The sequence below is a fragment of the Paenibacillus sabuli genome, from assembly GCF_014705605.1.
Classification (GTDB): domain Bacteria; phylum Bacillota; class Bacilli; order Paenibacillales; family Paenibacillaceae; genus Paenibacillus_D; species Paenibacillus_D sabuli.
Map to the genome: position 1 here is coordinate 108272 of NZ_JACXIZ010000026.1, position 18019 is coordinate 126290.

Consider the following 18019-nt stretch of genomic DNA (forward strand, 5'->3'; position numbering starts at 1 on the left):
AGAGACAAGACAGCTTTTACTAAATAAAAAGAGGTTATACTCGGAGGAGATGCACGTGAGGACGAAACCTGCGAATCTGGTCTATATTTTCAGTGACGAACATAGCAAGGAAAAGCTGGGCTGCTACGGGCATCCGGTGGTGCAGACGCCGAATCTGGACGCACTGGCGAAACGCGGGGTGCGGTTCACCAACGCCTACTGCAACTTCCCGATCTGCATCCCTTCGCGGGCAAGCATGACGACCGGGAGCTATGCCTTCACCCAGCGTTATTGGGACAACGCGCATCCTTATGCGGGCGAGCATCCCGGCTGGGGACACCGGTTGACGGAAGCCGGCTACAAGGCAGTCACTGTGGGCAAGCTGCATTACAAGGACGGCGCGTCCCCGACCGGGTTCCCCGATCAGCGGCTGGCCATGCATGTCGTGGAGGGGATCGGCGATCTGTATGGCAGCATTCGCAGCAGGCGACAGCAGCGTCCTCGGTTGGCGGAAGCGATCCGGGACGCGGGACCGGGCGAGTCGGACTATACGCGCTACGATCGCGCGGTTGCTGAGCAGGCCGAGCAGTTCCTGCTGGAGGAAGCCGGGCGGGAGGAGGAGCCGTGGGTGCTGTACGTCGGCTTCGTGACGCCGCACTTCCCGCTGATCGCGCCGGAGGAGTATTATAATCTGTATTCGCACGATGAGGTGATCCTGCCGCGACAGTACGGCATGGACGAGCGTCCGATGCACCCGGTGCTGGAGGAGTTCCGGCGATATATGAATCTGGATAGCGCGTTCGACGAGCCGACTGTGCGCAAGGCGCTAGCGGCGTATTACGGGCTGTGCAGCTTCATGGACGCGCAGGTCGGGAGGGTGCTGCAGGCGCTGAAGAACGCCGGTCTCGAGGACAGTACGCGCATCATCTACAGCTCGGACCACGGCGATACGACCGGTGACCACGGGCTGTGGCACAAGCATACCATGTATGAGGGATCGATCGGTGTGCCGCTGATCTGCGCAGGTCCGGATATCCCGAGTGACGTGGTGCTGAACGCGAACGTCTCACTGATTGACCTGTATCCGACGATTGTGGACGGGGCCGGTCTGAAGCTGGACGCGCGCGAGCAGGCGTTGCCTGGCACTTCGCTATGGCCGATCGCCAGAGGCGAGCATGTGCCCCGGCGCTCGGTATTTGCCGAATATCATGCGGCGGGTTCGATTACCGGGATGTTCATGCTGCGAGGCGAGCGCTACAAGTATGTCTATTATGTAGACTATGAACCGCAACTGTTCGACCTGCTGGAGGACCCGGAGGAACTGCACGATCTGGCCGGACGGCCCGAATACGGGGACGTGCTGGCGCGCTGCGAATGCGAGCTTCGCGAGATTGTCGATCCAGAAGCGGTCCATGCGCAGTGCAGGGCCGACCAGCACGCGCTCCTGAACAAGTACGGCGGGGCGGAGGAAGTGCTGCGCCAAGGCGAGAAGTTCGCATTCTCGCCGACGCCGACATCATGACCGCTCTGCGGACGGTGCGCGGAACATGGTATACTGGTAGCAACCGCTTGATTCACGTAAATTTACTGCCTGCTAAAGAAGGAGAGCCATGAATCGGACAAACCCATTCTCCAATCTGGAACCGGAGAGCAAAACGGTCTTCGATTATATCCATAAACGAGGTCCGATGACCAAAAAAGAACTGGCGGCCGCTGCGGGGGTAAGTCTGACGACGCTGAACCGGATGATGCTGCCGCTTGAAGAACGGCGACTGATCGTTCAGACGCGGATCGGCGCGTCGACAGGCGGCCGCAAGCCCGCCTTGTTCGATATTGGGAGAGACGCGTATTATACGGTTGGCGTCGACATCTCACGCACCTATACGAAAGTTGCGCTCATCGATCTGAAAATGAACATTGTCGCGAAGCGCGAATTTTTAATGGATGAAGAAGCGACGCCGGAGCACACCGTGCGGCAGATCGGCACGTTCGTTCGCGAGCAGGCGGATCGGCTTGCGGCCACTCGAGCGAGCATTATCGGCGTGGGCGTCGGCACGGTCGGTCCGCTGGATCGCGAGCGCGGCGTCATCCTCAGTCCGCAGCTCTTCCCAGCAGCCGGGTGGTCGAACACACCCGTTGTGGAGATGCTGGAGCGCGAGACGGGCATTCCGGTGCAACTGGAAATCGGTGTGAACACCGCGGTCGTCGCCGAATATTACTTCGGTTGGGGCAAGGATACGGCCAATCTTGCCTATGTCAACTGCGGTATCGGCATCAAGCTGGGCATGATGATCGCCGGTTCGATCGTCCGTACGGTCAACGACGCGGATGACGCGTTCGGCCATATGATCGTCAACGTCGACGGCGCGAAGTGCAGCTGTGGCAATTATGGGTGCATCGAGGCCTACACGTCGATTCCCTCCGTCGTAAGGGCGTTTACTAATGAATTGAAGAAGGGGCGCCAATCCAGTGTGGAAGAGCCGCCGGAAGCCGTGAATTATGCCCGGCTATGCGAGGCCGCGGAGCAAGGCGACCCTCTGGCCCGCGAAGTGATTTCTAACGCGGCCGCGACATTGGGGACCGGCCTGGCCAACTTTATCAATCTGCTTAACCCGAGTATGGTAGTGCTCAGCGGTCCGCTCGTCAAGCTTTCGCCGCTCTATTACGACATCGCGACCTCAATTGCCCGCAAGCGCTGCAACGCCATGCATGAAAGCAAGGTGCAGTTCAAGCGGGACGGCTGGTTCGGCGGCGAGTCGATCGTCGTCGGTGCGGCTGCTATCGTAATCGAGCGCCTGCTCGGCAATGTACTCTAGCAGAAAAGAAATTCGTCCCTGGCGAGGTCACTGAAGAGCTTATGGTTTTTCGGCGAGGTCCAAACGATAGACGGAAAATGCGGCACTTAATCCAGATTTTCTGGAGGGTGTCGCATTTAAAGTTTAGCGCTTGCCTGAACGGCGAGGGATGTGATACATTTGAATGTGTAAACGTTAACTTATTATAGGGAATTAACCGTCAATTAGCCGTCGTGTCGGCGGGAGCGCGTATGTCGAGGGAGAGCCGAGGTGAAGACAGGTGTGCGCAATGACGATCAAGGACGTGGCTAGGGCGGCAGGGGTGTCTACCGCGACGGTCTCGCGGGTGCTCAACGAGAGCGGCTACGTCAGCCAAGGCGCCCGCGAGCGCATCGCCCAGGTCATGCGGGAGATGAACTATCAGCCCAATGCGCTGGCCCGCAGCCTCAAGCAGGAGCGGACGCGAACGGTCGGACTGATCCTGCCGGATATGACGAACGCGTATTTCATGGCGGCGGCCAGGCGGCTCCAGCAGCAGCTGCTCGAGCAGGATTATCATCTCATCTATATGGACTCGGGCGAGGATCCCGACAAGGAGCTGGAGGCGATCGGGCTGCTGCGGCAGATGCGCGTGGAGGCGCTCATCCTGGCGGGGACGGGCGCGCATGCCGCGCTGCTCGCCCAGCTGCAGGCGGCGGGCACGCCGGTCGTGCTGCTCGATCGCCGGGTAGAGGGCCTCGCGGCGGATCTGGTGGTCGAGGACAATGCCGCCGCCGCGGAGCAGGCCGCGCTGTACTTGCTCGACCGCTACGGCGCCGATATCGGCTTCATCGCCGGGCCGGACCGGGTGAGCACGGCGCGCGAGCGCCGAAGCGGCTTGACGCGCGCGCTGCAGGCGCGCGGCGTGCAGCTGGCGCCGGAGCGCATCTATGCGGGGGACTATACGCGCGCGTCGGGACGAGCGGCGGCGGCGCATTTCCTCGGCTTGGCGCGCCGGCCGCAGGCGGTCTTCTCGGCGAACAACGAGATGACCTTCGGCTTGTATCTGGGCATGAAGGAGCACGGCCTGGCGCTGGATGCGATGGAGGTCGTCTCCTTCGGGCGTCTGGACGCGGCCGCGCTGTTCACCGCGCGGCTGTCGGTTATCGTGCAGCAGCCGGAGCGCATCGGCGAAGCGGCGGCCGAGCTGACGCTGAGGCGGGTGCTGCACAAGCAGCAGCGCGACGCAGCGGGCGGGGAGTCGCTCGTGTTCGCACCCCGGCTCGAGTGGGCGAGTGCGAATGACTAGACGATAGTGCGCCGGCGTGGCACGCCCTTTGCAGAGCAGGAACATGCCGGTCCAGCAATCGGAGCACGGAAGATGGGCGAGCTGTGTACTCGAAGTGTAAACGTTAACACCCAGGCTTCATATGATGAGGAGGAATGAATCAATGGCTAACGGGGAAGCAAGGAATCGACTGGTAGGCGAGATGGCGAAGATCGGCATCCGGCCGGTCATCGACGGGCGGCGCGGCGGCATTCGGGAGTCGCTGGAAGCGGTCACAATGGAAATGGCGCAAGGTGTGGCGAAGCTGCTGTCGGCCAAGCTGCGGCACAGCAACGGCCTGCCGGTGGAATGCGTCGTCGCGGATACGTGCATCGGCGGCGTCGCCGAAGCGGCGCAGGCGGCGGCCAAGTTCGAGCGCGCGGGCGTCGGGGTGTCGATCACGGTGACGCCGTCGTGGTGCTACCCGCTGGAGACGATCGACGCGCACCGGGCGATGCCCAAAGCGATCTGGGGCTTCAACGGCACCGAGCGGCCGGGCGCGGTCTACCTGGCGGCGGCCAACTCGGCGCATAATCAGAAGGGGCTGCCGGTGTTCAGTGTCTACGGCCGCGACGTGCAGGATATGGGCGACAGCTCGATCCCGGCGGACGTGGAGGAGCAGTTGCTGCGCTTCGCCAAGGCGGGACTGGCGGTCGCGACGATGCGCGGCAAGTCGTATCTGTCGCTCGGCTCGGTGTCGATGGGCATCGCCGGCTGCATCGCCGACGAGACGTTCTTCCAGCGGTACCTGGGCATGCGCAACGAATACGTGGATATGACCGAATTCGTGCGGCGCATGAATCTCGGCATCTACGATCCGGAGGAATACGAGCGCGCGCTGGCCTGGACGAAGACGAATTGCAAGGAGGGCCGCGACGTCAACCCGCCGGAGCTGCAGCGCACCGCCGAGCAGAAGGCCGTGGACTGGGAGACGGTCGTCAAGATGACGCTGATCGCCCGCGATCTGATGATCGGCAACCCCAAGCTCGCGGAGCTCGGCTACGGCGAGGAGGCGCTCGGTCGCAATGCGATCGCGGCCGGCTTTCAGGGGCAGCGGATGTGGACGGATTATTTCCCCAACGGGGACTTCATGGAGGCGATGCTCACCTCGTCTTTCGACTGGAATGGCATCCGCGAGCCGTATGTGCTCTCGACCGAGAACGATACGCTCAACGCCGTGACGATGCTGATGGGCCACCTGCTCACCGATGCCGCGCAGATCTTCGCCGACGTGCGCACGTACTGGAGCCCGGACGCGGTGAAGCGCGTGACCGGGCACACGCTGGAGGGGGCGGCGCAGCACGGGCTCATCCATCTGACCAACTCCGGTCCGGCCGCGCTGGACGGCACCGGCCTGCAGCGCAAGGACGGCGCGCCGGCGATGAAGCCGTTCTGGGACATTGCCGAGGCCGAGGCGAGCGCCTGTCTGGCGGCCACCGAGTGGTGCCCGGCGGTCGACTTCTTCCGCGGCGGCGGCTTCTCGACGGACTATCAGACCGCGGGCGGCATGCCGGTGACGATGGCGCGGCTCAATCTGGTGGACGGCCTTGGGCCGGTGCTGCAGCTGGCCGAGGGCTATACGGCCGAATTGCCCCAGGACGTGCACGACGTGCTCGACGCGCGCACCAACGAGACCTGGCCGACTACGTGGTTCGTGCCGCGGCTGACCGGCAGCGGCGTATTCCGCGACGTCTATTCGGTGATGCATGCGTGGGGGTCCAATCACTGCGCGCTCAGCTACGGCCATGTCGGCGCCGAGCTGATCACGCTCGCCGCCATGCTGCGCATTCCGGTCAACATGCACAATGTCGACGAGGCGCGTATCTTCAGGCCCAGCGCCTGGAAGGCATTCGGCACCGCGGATCTCGAAGGGGCGGACTTCCGCGCCTGCGAGAAGTACGGCCCGCTTTATTAATGGAGAGCCTGTGCTGCCTGGTGCGGTCTGTTGCTGCCTGTATTGCTTGACGGTATTGCAGATTGCAACGGCGTAGCAGTCCATTGACGGCTGTTGCGGGCGGGCGGCGGCGTGAGGACGGACATCAGCGGGACTGTCGTATCCGTGAGCGGCGCTCTCTGGCCATGTCCGGTATTGAGCTTGTGAACAGCCATGCGCGCAGCAGCCGCATGGCTGTTTTTGGCGCTGTGGGAGCAGGGGAGCAGGGAAGCAGCGTGCGAAGCTGTCAGGAACCGCGGGTGCCGGACGGGTACAGTCTTGCATTCGGCCGGCGCCGGGACTAGGATGGTAGTAGATATAGAAAGGCGCAGCTGTGCGCGGGCACAACAGCCGAGAACGATACCGAAGGAGGAGCCGGGATGAGCGTGAAGATCGAAGAGGCCGCAGCGCTGCTGGAGCGGACGCCGAGCGCGCTGGAGAGTCTGCTTGGTGGCCTGCCGGAGAGCTGGTTAGCCTGCAATGAAGGGCCGGGGACATGGACCGCTGACCAAGTCGTGGCCCATCTGGTCGAAGCGGAGAAGACGAACTGGATGCCGAGGCTGGAATGGATGCTGCGGGAGGGCGAGTCGCGGCCGTTTCCGCTTTTCGACCGCGAGGCGCATCTGCGCGGGGAAGAGACGGACGAACCGCGGAGCGGCGGGAGCGGCGCTGCCGCTGCATCCGGCATCGAACGGAAGCTGGCGGAATTTCGTGCTTGCCGGGCGGACAGTCTGGCGCGTCTGCGGGCGAGTCTGACGGATCGTGCGTTGTTGGAGCGAGTCGGGATGCACCCGGAGCTGGGGCGGGTCAAGGTTGGCGAACTGCTCGCGACCTGGACCGTGCACGATCTGACGCATCTGGCCCAGATTACGCGTGTCATGGCAGTCCGGTATCGCGCGGACGTCGGTCCGTGGTCGCGTTTTTTTCGTCGATTGTAGCCCGGCAGCGACCGCATGGACACGCCTCAGGTCGTCTCGCTCCGGGCCGCCGGGACGGCGATGCCGATTGCCGCCCGCGCCAAGGCGGCGTGCGCATCAAGAACGGCGCCCGCCCGCGCCAGACAAGCGACGTGCGCGTCAAGGACGGCGTCCCGCCTCGCGCCAGACAGGAGGCATGCGCCCGGTCTGACGGCGATTGTCCGTCATGCCGGGACACGCTCGCCGCGATGCGGTCGGGACGCTGGAAATTCGGGCCTTCTGATTCCGGCGCACTTGTGGTATGGTGTACAGGAGCAATCTACTGATGGAACGAAAGAGGAGACTTCATGACATTCGAAGAACTGGCGCTTAAGCCCGCCATTTTAAAAGCTCTTCGCGAAGAGCAGTATGTAACCCCGACCCCGATTCAGGAGCAGTCGATTCCCGCCGTGCTGGCGGGCAAGGATCTGCTCGGCTGTGCCCAGACGGGCACGGGCAAGACGGCGGCCTTCTCGCTGCCGATCGTACAGCTGCTCGGCGAGCGGCAAGGACGCAAGGGCGGCAAACGGCCGATCCGCGCGCTCATCCTGACCCCGACCCGGGAGCTGGCGATCCAGATCTATGACAACATCGAGGCCTATGCCCGTCACACGCCGTTGCGCAGCACGGTCATCGTCGGCGGCGTGCCGCAGCGGCCGCAGGAGCGCGCGCTGGCGATCGGCGCGGATATCCTGATCGCGACGCCCGGCCGGCTGCTCGACCTGATCAACCAGCAGTACGCCGACCTGCGGCAGGTCGAAATGCTCGTGCTCGACGAGGCCGACCGGATGCTGGACATGGGCTTCATCCACGACGTCAAGCGGATCATCGCCAAGGTGCCGGTGAAGCGGCAGACGCTGTTCTTCTCCGCGACGATGCCGTCGGAGATCGCCAAGCTGGCGCAGACGCTGCTCGTCGACCCGGTCAAGGTGGAGATCACGCCCGTGTCCTCGACGGCGGAGCGGATCGAGCAGTCGGTCTATCTGGTGGACAAGCCCAACAAGCAGAAGCTGCTCGGCGACCTGCTGAAGCAGGACGCGACGATCGTCTCGGCGCTCGTCTTCACCCGCACCAAGCACGGCGCGGACCGCGTGGCGCGGCTGCTCGGCCGCGTCGGCGTCACGGCGCAGGCGATCCACGGCAACAAGTCGCAGAATGCCCGGCAAGCGGCGCTCGCGAACTTCAAGAGCGGCAAGACGCGCGTGCTGGTGGCGACCGATATCGCCGCCCGCGGCATCGACATCGACGAGCTGTCGCATGTCATTAACTTCAATCTGCCCAACGTCCCGGAGACGTACGTGCATCGGATCGGCCGCACCGGCCGGGCCGGACTGAGCGGGATCGCGATCTCGTTCTGCGAGGCGGAGGAGCTGCCGTATCTCAAGGACATCGAGAAGCTGATCGGCAAAAAAGTCCCGCGTGTCGAGGACCATCCGTACCCGATGCAGTACCTCGGCGAAGCCCAGGAGGCGAAGATCGCGTCCAAGCAGCCGGAGGGACGCAGCCGGGGCGGCGCGGGCGGAGCGGCGCGCAGCGACGGGCAACCGCGCCGCCCGCGCTCGCGCCGCAAGCACTAATCGCCTGGCAAGCTCCCGGTGCCGGGACTCGGCATCACGGCGCAAGCCTGAGCAGCACGAATACGAGCGGCAACCGCTTCGGAATCGCGTATTCCGAGGCGGTTTTTTTGCTTTTGATTTTGTCCAGTCCAATTCAGCTGCGCGAATTCGACATGGTTTATGTTCAGAAAATGTCGAGAGCTTGCCGATAATATAAAATAAGCCATAAAATTCGACAAAATCTGGGAGATGGATGATGTGCAAGTAAAAATCGGGTCGCTTCAGGTCAAGCTAACGGGATTGATTGTCGTGTTGATGTTTTTGATTATTATGCTGCGTACCTTCGCGCTGGAGTTCGCGAAAAATTACGTCAGCGACATCATGTGGACGAACCTGATCTCCGGGGGCGTCAGCGTGCTGCTCAGCGCAGTCGGGGCTTATGTCCTGATTCGGCTGTTCATCAAAAAGCCGCTGAACGAGCTGCGTGCGCTGGCCGAGGCGTTCAAAGCGAATGACTTCACCAAGCGTACGCATCTTCGCACGCGGGACGAGTTCCAGCAGCTGGGCGAGTCGTATAATGAGCTAGCCGTGAAGATCGAAGGGCTGATGGGCCAAATCGAGCATTCGAGCCGGACGATCCTCGAGCAGTCGCAGGATGTGAAGCGGGCTTCCGCCGAAAGCGAGCAGACCTCCGCTCAAGTGATGGCAAGCATGCAGGAGATGGCCAGCGGCAGCGAGCAAATGCAGCACGAAATCAGCGCGATCGTCGAAACGGCAAATGCAATGGCGGCGGCCAGCACGCAGGCGGCCGCGCATGCGCAGACGATTCGGGCGGCGACCGGCGATGTGGTCGGGCTGGTGGACCGCGCCGGCGAGTCTGCGACCGTCACGACGCGCCATGCCGAAGACGTGAAGGTGCAGGCGGGGGAGATGGACGAGCAGATTCGTCTGTTGCTGCTCAAGTCCGGAGAGGTCGAGGAGATCACCGAGATGATCAATGGATTGGCGGAGCAGACCGGCCTGCTGGCGCTCAACGCTTCGATCGAAGCCGCGCGCGCGGGCGAGCACGGCCGCGGCTTCGGCGTCGTCGCGGGCGAGGTGAAGAAGCTGGCCGCTCAGTCGCGCGAGCGCGCGGAGTCGGTGCGCGCGCTCATCGTGGATGTGCAGGAGCAGGTCGGACGGATCTCGGCAGGCATGCAGGACAATCGCGCGACGGTCGAGCGCATGAGCGGCCTGGTGAGCGAGACGGAGCAGGCGGTGGCAGGCATCCGCGCCTCGACGCTGACGATGCAGGGACGCATCGAGGAGATCGGTGAATCGACCCACGCGCTGGCGACGGGCAACAGCGAGGTGCTCGATTCGACGACGAATATCGCCGGGGTGATCGAAGAGCTCACCGCCGGGATTAACCAGGTCAGCACGTCGGCGACGCAGCAGAATGCGATGATGCAGCAGATGATCGGACTCGCCGGCGCGCTGCGCGACGTGGCGGGCGACTTGGACGAGACGATGAGCGGGCTGCGACGCGGCAGCGCCGGGGCCCCGGCAGCCGCCGCGGCCGCCGCGGCCAAGCGGACAGGCAAGCCCGCGATGGCGTAGGCAGAGGGGCGGTGCCCATATGCTGACCGTGCGTGCTGCGAGAGCGCGGCATGGCGCAGCAAGTAGGCGCATGGATGCGGCATGAACGCGGCATGGTGTAGCATGAATGCATATGGATGTGGCATGAACGCGGCATGGCGCAGCATGAACGGTTGCAGACGCGGGCTGGCGGAGTGAGCTGGCGACGAGAGTGAGCTGTAACGGACAAGGGAGCCGCTTAGCGCTGTTTTTTGGCTCCCTTCAACTTTTAATGGACAAGAGAGACGCTTAGCGGGGATTTTGGTCCTTCTAGCTGGCGCAAATGACCGCTAAGCGTCGCTGGTGTCCGTTAGAGCCGCGCGGGTATCCAATTGATGCGCTAAGCGTCGCTGGTGACCGTTAGAGATCCCGCCCCCCGTTGGGGCCCTTTGCTCCGTCACCCTCCCTTGCCTCGCCGCCCCTTGCCTCGCCGCCCCTTGCCTTGCCGTCCCGCGCCTCGTCGTCCTGCGCCTCACCGTCCTGCGCCTCGCCTCACCGTCCCTTGCCTCGCCGTCTCGTCGTTTTTGTCCGCCTCGCTGTCTCGTCACCACGCGGTCCGTCAGCTCGCGTCCCCCTGCAGGTCTACGGCATCTTTGTTACAATAAGATGAATAACTTGCAACCATCAGGGAGGTAGAGAATGGAGCGAATTCCGCCATATCTTCACCGCGCGGAGGGCGAGCTATGGCTCACCGAGGACGAGCGGGACAATTTGAAAATGACGTATCGCATCAAGACTGTGCTGTTCGAGGAGCAGAGCGCCTTTCAGCATGTGATGGTGCTGGACTCGTATGATTTCGGCCCAATGCTCGTGCTGGACGGCGTCGTGCAGACGACGTCCAAGGACGGCTATATCTATAATGAAATGATCGCCCACGTGCCGCTCGCGCTGCATCCGGCGCCGCGCAAGGTGCTGATTATCGGCGGCGGCGACTGCGGCGTCGCCTGCGAGGCGGTCAAGTATGCGGAAATCACGCGTATCGACATGGTGGAGATCGACGAGACCGTCGTGCGGGCGAGCCGGCTGCACTTGCCCGAGGTGTCGGGCAGACTGTCGGATCCGCGGGTGCGCTACTGCTACGAGGACGGCGTGGCTTTCGCTGCGCGGGCCAAAGGCGAATACGACGTCATCATCGTCGATTCGTCCGATCCGATCGGACCGGCGGAGCAGTTGTTCGAGCTGCCCTTCTATCACAGTCTCCACGAGGCGCTGCGCAAGGACGGCCTCATGGTGTGTCAGAGCCAATCGCCGATCTTCCACAGCGAGATCATGCTGAAGACGTATCGCCGCGTCGGCAGCCTGTTCCCGCACATCCGGCTCTACACGGCCGTTGTGCCGACCTACCCGGGCGGTCTGTGGAGCTTCACACTGGGCGCGAAGCAGGAGCTGCCGGACCCGGATGAGATCCGTTTCGACAAGCAGGCCGGCTATGCCAACGAAGCCGTCCTGCGCCGCTGCTTCGCGCTGCCGGAGTTCTTGAGCGAGCTGCTGGAGGGCGCGGATCGGGAGGCGAGCCGGGACGGCGGACGTTGAGTTTTCGATGAGATCGCCATGCTATACTGGGTTCAAGATTAGCGGCAAGGGGAAGTGGGGGCGTGCGGCATAACGATCGACTGCGGGAGACGGTGGCAACCGGGTTGATTTTGTTGTTTTTTGCGGTGCTGGTAGCGGGGATTTTTTATCCTGCGACGGCTCGTCCGCAGACCCTGGCGGCGCAGCGCGGCGTGCTGGACTTGCGCGGCTGGGATTTTGCCCGGCAGGGATCGGTCCAGCTCAACGGCGAATGGACCTTCTATCAGGGGCAGATGCGCACAACGCTCGAAGAAGGCGGCGGCTCGGTTGCGGAGCAGCCGATCTATACGGAGGTGCCCGGCACATGGAACGGCGGCAGCGGAGCGGGGGATTTGCCAAGCAAGGGCAGCGGCACCTACCGCTTGCTGGTCCGACTGCCGGAGAGCGGACTCGAGCTGGGCCTGCAGGTGCCGAGCATTCGCATGGCTCATCGCCTGTACGTCAACGGACGGCTTGAGGGCGGCAGCGGCGTGCCGGCGACCGGACCGGATGCCTTCGAGCCGGGCAATACCCCGTACGATGCCTACTTTTACGCGCGCGAGGACCAGCTCGAGGTCGTCGTGCAGGTGGCGAATTACAACTTCATGAATGGCGGCATCGTGGGCGGGTTGACGCTCGGACTGACCGAGCGGATAGCCGAGCAGACGAATTGGCGGCTCGGCCTTGATATCGGATTGCTGCTGCTGCTGATTCTTTTCGGCATCTACCAGCTCGGGCTGTACGTGCTCGATCGCAACGACAAGGGGGATCTGTACAGCGGGCTGTTCATGCTGCTGCTCGCGCTCTATCACGCGCTCTATCATGAGAAGGTCGCGCAGCGCTTGTTGCCGGAGGCGCCATTCGAGCTGATGTACAAGCTCATGGAGGCGAGCCAGTTCGGCAGCCAGATCGTCTATATGCTCTTCATCGCGGCGGTAGCGCCGGCAGTTATGCCGCGGCGGCTAGTGCAACTGCTGCTGCTGCCGTTCTACGGGTATCTGGCGACGGTCCTGATCCTCCCCTATGGTATGCATACAGCCTTCAAATATCCGTTCGTCGCGTATCAGATGCTGCTATCGCTCGTCATGCTGGGTCGGATGGTGGAGCAGTTGGTGCGCGCCCCTCGTGCGAAGATAGACGAGACCGGGCGGCGGCGCGAGCAGCAGGAGCTGATCCTGCTGCTCGGGGCCGCGACCGCTCTGCTGGTCTATCTCGTGAATACGTCGATGTACTCGGAGAATCTGCTGCATTCCCAGCTCGGCACCCGGGTCGGGATCGTCGGCTTCGTCGCTTGTGCAGTGATCCTGCTGGCGCGGCGTCACTTCCACGCCTATGCCGAGGCCAGACGACTCTCCGCAGCGCTCATGCAGGCCAATGAGCTCAAGGACGAGCTGCTGCTGCGCACCTCGCACGAGCTCAAGACGCCGCTGCACGGCATGACCAATATGGCGTCCGCCATGCTGCAGGACGAGACCGGCGAGCTGTCTGCCCGGCAGCGCCAACGTCTGTGGCTGATCCAGGATACGTCGACGAAGCTGTCCATGCTGGTGCGCGACCTGATCGATCTGGCCCGGCTCAAGCACGACGATCTGCAGCTCCATTCGACTGCAGTCGATGCCGCCGTGGCGGCGGACATCGTGCTGGAGCTGCTGCGCTTCGAGCTCAGCGGCAAGCCGGTGCGCTTGCACAATGCGATTGCGCCGGGGACGCATGTGCAGGCCGACGAGAACCGGCTGCGTCAGATCCTGTACAACCTCGTGCACAATGCGATCAAGCACACGCGCGAGGGCAGTGTCGTCCTGCGCGCCGCCGACCGGGACGGTCGGATCACCTTGTACGTGGCCGATACCGGCGAGGGGATCGCGCCGGGGCGCCGCGAGGCGGTGTTCGCGTATCTCGAGCGCGAGCACGGGCATCGGGCCGCCGACGGCTACCCGGGGATGGGCGTCGGGCTGTATATTAGCCGGATGCTCGCCCAGCGCATGCACGGGTCGCTCGCGGTAGAGTGGTCGGAGCCGGGCATCGGGACGCGCATGGCGCTCACGCTCCCCGGCGCGGCTGTGGCCGCGTCGCCCCCCAAGGTCGAGCTCTTCCGGCCAAGACGACAGGCGCGCGAGCACCCGTTGCCGCTTGAGCTGGTCGAAGGCGAAGAAGCGGCTACGATCCTGGTGGTCGATGACGAGCCGTCGAACCTCTACGTCCTGCTGGCGCTGCTCCATGCCCAGCCGTACAACGTCGTGACGGCCTTGTCCGTCCGAGAGGCCATGGCGAAGCTGAAGACTTCGGGGCGGATCGACCTGGTCATTGTCGATGTGATGATGCCGGACGGCTCGGGGCTGGACTTGTGCCGCAGCCTGCGGCAGCAGTATTCTCTGGTCGACCTGCCGATTCTGATCGCCACAGTGAAGGATGCGCCGGAGGACATTGCGCTCGGCTTCCGGGCCGGAGCCAACGACTACGTGACCAAGCCATTTCAGGGAGAAGCGCTGCTGGCGCGCATCCACAATTTGTTGGAGCTGCAGGCGCATTTCCGGGATGCGGTGCGCCATGAGCTGGCCTTTCATCAGGCCCAGATCAAGCCGCATTTTTTGTACAATGCGCTAAGCAGCGTCATTTCGTTTTGCTACACCGACGGGGACAAGGCGGCCTATTTGCTGACGATGCTGAGCCAGTATTTGCGGTACTTGCTGGAGGTCGATCATACAGAGGCGGTCGCGACGTTGGAGCGGGAGCTCCTGCTGATCGAAGCCTATGTCGAGATCGAGCAGGCCCGCTTCGGAGACCGCATCGATTATTGGTCGGATATCGAATCCGGCCTGGAAGGGGCGCTCGTCCCGCCGTTATGCCTGCAGCCGTTCGTCGAGAATGCGATTCGGCACGGCTTGTTCGACAAGGAAGGGGCCGGTACGGTATCGCTGGTCATTCGCAAGCGGGGGGCGGAGATGGAAGTGAAGATTGCCGACGACGGGGCGGGTATTCCGCCATCGCGCCTGCAGCGGATACTGGCCGGCGAGCGGGACGCGGGCAGCCTGGGGATCGCCAATATTCGCAAGCGTCTGGAGACGCTGCCCGGGTCTTCGCTGTCGATTCGATCCGAGCTCGGCAGGGGGACGACGGTGACCTTGATGATTCCGTTGGAGAAGGGCATGGGGGGGCTGAGGGTTGTATAGAGCATGCATTGTCGAGGACGAGCAGCCGATCAACGATCTGATGAAGGTGCTGCTGGTCCGCAGCGGCGAATACGAGATTGTCGGAAGCTTCACGAGCCCGATCGAGGCGCTGAGCGCCATGGCGCAGCTGAAGCCGGATGTTGTGTTCGTCGATGTGGAGATGCCGCGGATGAGCGGACTGGAGCTGGCTCGGCGTCTGCAGGGCGAATCGCACCATTCGGAGATCGTATTCACGACCGCCCACGCGCAATATGCGCTCGGGGCCTTCGATGTCGCTGCGCTCGATTATATTCTGAAGCCGGTGACGCCGCAGGAGATCCGCCGCGTCACGGAGCGTCTGGGGAAGCGACGCAGCCGTCCGAGCGAAGCGGCTGCGCCGGCGCAGCCGCGCATTCGCTGCTTCGGCCCGTTCGAGGTGCGCAGCTCCAAGGGGGCGCTGGTCCGCTTTCGCACGCGCAAGGTGGAGGAAATGTTCGCTTATCTGCTCTGTCATCCGAATCGGACGATTCGAAAATGGGTCCTGATTGAGCTGCTCTGGCCGGAAGCGGACGAAGAGAAAGGCTCGCAGAGCTTGTATAACACCATCTACTTGCTCAAAAAGACGCTCAAAAGCAATGAGCTGGGGATGGAGCTGACGAAGCTCAACGACGGCTATGCGCTGGTGACCGGCGATGTGCGCTATGACGCGCTGGAATTGCAGCAAGGCGAGACGGGGCCGCTCGATGAGGAACAGGCGGAGCGGACCTGCGCGCTCTATCGGGGGCCTTTGTTCGAGGGCAAGCCATATCCGTGGAAGCTGGCGGCCGATCAGGCGTACAGCAACCGCTATGAAGAGCTGATGCAGGAGCAGATCGTCAGGCGCCTCGAGCGGGAGGATTGGAAGCGGGCGGCAGATCTGCTGGAAGCTTATCTGGCGCGGTTTCCGCTCGATGAGGAGCAGGCGGAGCGGCTCATCGACGTATATCTTGCCCAGGGCAGCCCGGACAAGGCCGCCGGGTACTATGCGCGGTTTTGCAGGCTGTATCGCCAGGAGCTCGAGCTGGAGCCGCCCGAGACGATTCGCCGCAAGGCGGCGTCCTCGCTTTAGCCGGCCCCTTCGCCAATGATTCTCATTGACAGGATCCATACAATGTTCATTTGTCAGCGCAGCCCTTCTAGAATATAATAATTATAAAGAAGGAATGAATATAAATGGTGAACTTCATGAGAGGAGGCGGCAGCTGTGAGGAATCGGGAACGGACGCACGGACCGGCGGCTCGCGCCAAAGCGGCCGAGGATTATCATCATGTCACGCATCGCAAGGAGCAGCGGACGTCGAAGAAGACGCTGTGGATTACGCTGCTGCTGACGTTGTTTTTTACGATCGTGGAGGTGGTGGGCGGGCTGCTCTCCGGCTCGCTCGCGCTGTTGTCGGACTCGGCCCATATGATCTCGGACGTGGTGGCGCTGAGTCTGAGCATGGCGGCGATCTATATGGCCGCGCGCCGGCCGAACCGAAAGTATACGTACGGCTTTTTGCGCTTCGAAATTATCGCATCGTTCCTCAACGGGCTGGCGCTGGTCGCGATCGCGGTCGGCATCTTCGTCGAGGCCGTGCGGCGCATGCTGCACCCGCAGGCGGTCGAGCTGCCGCTGATGCTGGCCGTCGCAGCGGTCGGCCTCGTCGTCAATGTCGTGCTGACGGCGGTGCTGAGCCGCAGCATGCGGGAGGAGAACAATCTGAATGTCCGCAGCGCGCTGTGGCACTTCATCGGCGATCTGCTGAGCTCGATCGGCATCATCGTATCCGGGCTGCTGATGCTCTGGACCGGGTGGGCGCTGCTCGATCCGATCGTGAGCGTCCTCGTCGGCGGCATCATTGCCGTCGGTGGTATGCGCATCGTTCGCGAGTCGTATCTGGTGCTGATGGAATCGGTGCCGGAGGCGTTCGACCTGGAGCGCATCCGCGGCGACATCGCCGGAGTGCCGGGCGTGCGGGATGTGCACGAGCTGCATCTGTGGGCGGTCTCGACCGACCACTACTCGCTGACCGGGCACGTGCTGGTCGGCAATGAGGCGCAGCCGTTCCTGCTGCTGGAGGAAATTAACCAGATGCTGCGGGAACGCTACGGTATCGGCCATTCGACGATTCAGATGGAGCACCCGTCCATTCACGATCACGGGGCCTACGGCCGGCAATTTGCAAGCGCGTCGTCATGACGCGCTTTTTTGTATGCGGAGCGCTTGGCCTGGCAGCGGTGCTGGGTAGCGTGTCGTGGCAGCGATGCTGGGTAGCGTGTCATGGTGTCATGGTAGTGTGTCTGGTGGCGGAGTCTGGGAGCGGCACTTGGTAGCGGCATTGCAATGGTACTGCAGTGGCATTGTAGTGGTGCTGCAATTGGTGCTGTGGCGCTGCGGTGGTGCTCGGTAGTACTGGCGAGATCATATTGCGGATGCACGCCGCAAGTGACCGCCGGAGGCAGGATTCATGCGGACTGCTCTTGTTCGTGCCACGAAGCGAACGCAAGCGGCTCTAACGGACAAGGGAGACGCTTAGCGGGGATTATGAGCCGTGCAGGTGGCGGAAATGACTGCTAAGCGTCGCTGGTGTCCATTAGAATCGCGTAGCGTTCAAATGATGCGTTAAGCGTCGCTGGTGTCCGGTAGAGCTGTCACCCCGCGCCAGCTCGTCCGGCCCCGCTCCCGTAGGTGGCTGAGACGGAATGTGGTACAATATACGAACGATTGAATACTCGGATTGGCAGGCGTGCCGGAGGCTGCGGAGCTTCGCGGACTCCGGTGCGCCACAAGCAGGAGGGATACACATGAGAACCATCGAACCCACTGAGGTGCAGCGCCGCATCGACCGCCTGCAGGGGCAGGAGCTCTATATTCACCTGGAGCAGACGACTGGTGCCTATGCGGCGCATCTGGACAGCACGAAGCATCCGGCGGCGACCTTTATCTCCAACGCTCGCATTCGTTATGCGCGCGGCTCGATCTCGGGCGGCGGGCCGTACCGGGTCGGGCTGAAGATGGCGCAGGGCTGGGTGTATTCGGAGGGCTTGACCCATTACGAAGAAGACGAGCAGCAGCGGCTGATCCTGGCCGGGCACGACCAGCAGGGCAAGCTCGTCGTGGCGCTGCAGCTCAGCCCGGAGCCGTTCGCATGACAG

12 protein-coding genes are annotated in these 18019 nt (G+C 63.1%); all 12 read left to right on the top strand.

The annotated features are described in order from the left end of the window. Positions 1-55 precede the first annotated feature (55 nt). The 12 genes from IDH44_RS15740 (at position 56) to IDH44_RS15795 (ending at position 18016) form a co-directional block, all read left to right on the top strand. Positions 56-1501, top strand: coding sequence for a sulfatase-like hydrolase/transferase (locus IDH44_RS15740; RefSeq protein WP_317890195.1), 1446 nt, complete (start codon positions 56-58; stop codon positions 1499-1501). 88 nt (positions 1502-1589) lie between these two features. Next, positions 1590-2795: an ROK family transcriptional regulator gene (locus IDH44_RS15745; RefSeq protein WP_190919249.1), complete on the top strand. Its 1206-nt coding sequence runs from the start codon at positions 1590-1592 to the stop codon at positions 2793-2795. A 268-nt stretch (positions 2796-3063) separates the two neighbouring features. Next, a complete protein-coding gene (locus IDH44_RS15750) occupies positions 3064-4062 on the top strand; it encodes a LacI family DNA-binding transcriptional regulator (protein ID WP_190919251.1) in 999 nt (332 codons plus the stop codon). A 142-nt stretch (positions 4063-4204) separates the two neighbouring features. Next, positions 4205-5995 carry an L-fucose isomerase gene (locus IDH44_RS15755; RefSeq protein WP_190919253.1) on the top strand — a complete coding sequence of 597 codons (1791 nt, stop codon included), beginning with the start codon at positions 4205-4207 and terminating at the stop codon, positions 5993-5995. 398 nt (positions 5996-6393) lie between these two features. Next, positions 6394-6951: a DinB family protein gene (locus tag IDH44_RS15760; RefSeq protein WP_190919255.1), complete on the top strand. Its 558-nt coding sequence runs from the start codon at positions 6394-6396 to the stop codon at positions 6949-6951. Between the two features lie 326 nt (positions 6952-7277). Beyond that, a complete protein-coding gene (locus tag IDH44_RS15765) occupies positions 7278-8546 on the top strand; it encodes a DEAD/DEAH box helicase (protein ID WP_190919257.1) in 1269 nt (422 codons plus the stop codon). 237 nt (positions 8547-8783) lie between these two features. Further along, positions 8784-10124 carry a methyl-accepting chemotaxis protein gene (locus IDH44_RS15770; RefSeq protein WP_190919258.1) on the top strand — a complete coding sequence of 447 codons (1341 nt, stop codon included), beginning with the start codon at positions 8784-8786 and terminating at the stop codon, positions 10122-10124. A gap of 657 nt (positions 10125-10781) precedes the next feature. Next, entirely contained in the window at positions 10782-11675 is an 894-nt protein-coding gene (speE, locus tag IDH44_RS15775) for a polyamine aminopropyltransferase (RefSeq protein ID WP_190919260.1), read from the top strand. A 62-nt stretch (positions 11676-11737) separates the two neighbouring features. Next, positions 11738-14863, top strand: a complete 3126-nt coding sequence (locus IDH44_RS15780; RefSeq protein WP_190919262.1) for an ATP-binding protein — start codon at positions 11738-11740, stop codon at positions 14861-14863. Further along, a complete protein-coding gene (locus IDH44_RS15785) occupies positions 14856-15950 on the top strand; it encodes a response regulator (RefSeq protein ID WP_223869717.1) in 1095 nt (364 codons plus the stop codon). Before IDH44_RS15780 ends, IDH44_RS15785 begins: the two co-directional genes overlap by 8 nt. Positions 15951-16085: 135 nt before the next feature. Continuing rightward, on the top strand, positions 16086-17063 hold the full coding sequence (locus tag IDH44_RS15790; RefSeq protein ID WP_190919263.1) for a cation diffusion facilitator family transporter: 978 nt from the start codon (positions 16086-16088) through the stop codon (positions 17061-17063). A 605-nt stretch (positions 17064-17668) separates the two neighbouring features. Continuing rightward, entirely contained in the window at positions 17669-18016 is a 348-nt protein-coding gene (locus tag IDH44_RS15795) for a YojF family protein (RefSeq protein WP_190919265.1), read from the top strand. Positions 18017-18019 lie beyond the last annotated feature (3 nt).

What these genes read in the sequence shown, in the direction of transcription:
- IDH44_RS15745 (WP_190919249.1), top strand. Translation starts at nt 1,590, where the DNA reads ATGAATCGGACAAACCCATTCTCCAATCTGGAACCGGAGAGCAAAACG.
- IDH44_RS15750 (WP_190919251.1), top strand. Translation starts at nt 3,064, where the DNA reads ATGACGATCAAGGACGTGGCTAGGGCGGCAGGGGTGTCTACCGCGACG.
- IDH44_RS15755 (WP_190919253.1), top strand. Translation starts at nt 4,205, where the DNA reads ATGGCTAACGGGGAAGCAAGGAATCGACTGGTAGGCGAGATGGCGAAG.
- IDH44_RS15760 (WP_190919255.1), top strand. Translation starts at nt 6,394, where the DNA reads ATGAGCGTGAAGATCGAAGAGGCCGCAGCGCTGCTGGAGCGGACGCCG.
- IDH44_RS15765 (WP_190919257.1), top strand. Translation starts at nt 7,278, where the DNA reads ATGACATTCGAAGAACTGGCGCTTAAGCCCGCCATTTTAAAAGCTCTT.
- speE (WP_190919260.1), top strand. Translation starts at nt 10,782, where the DNA reads ATGGAGCGAATTCCGCCATATCTTCACCGCGCGGAGGGCGAGCTATGG.
- IDH44_RS15795 (WP_190919265.1), top strand. Translation starts at nt 17,669, where the DNA reads ATGAGAACCATCGAACCCACTGAGGTGCAGCGCCGCATCGACCGCCTG.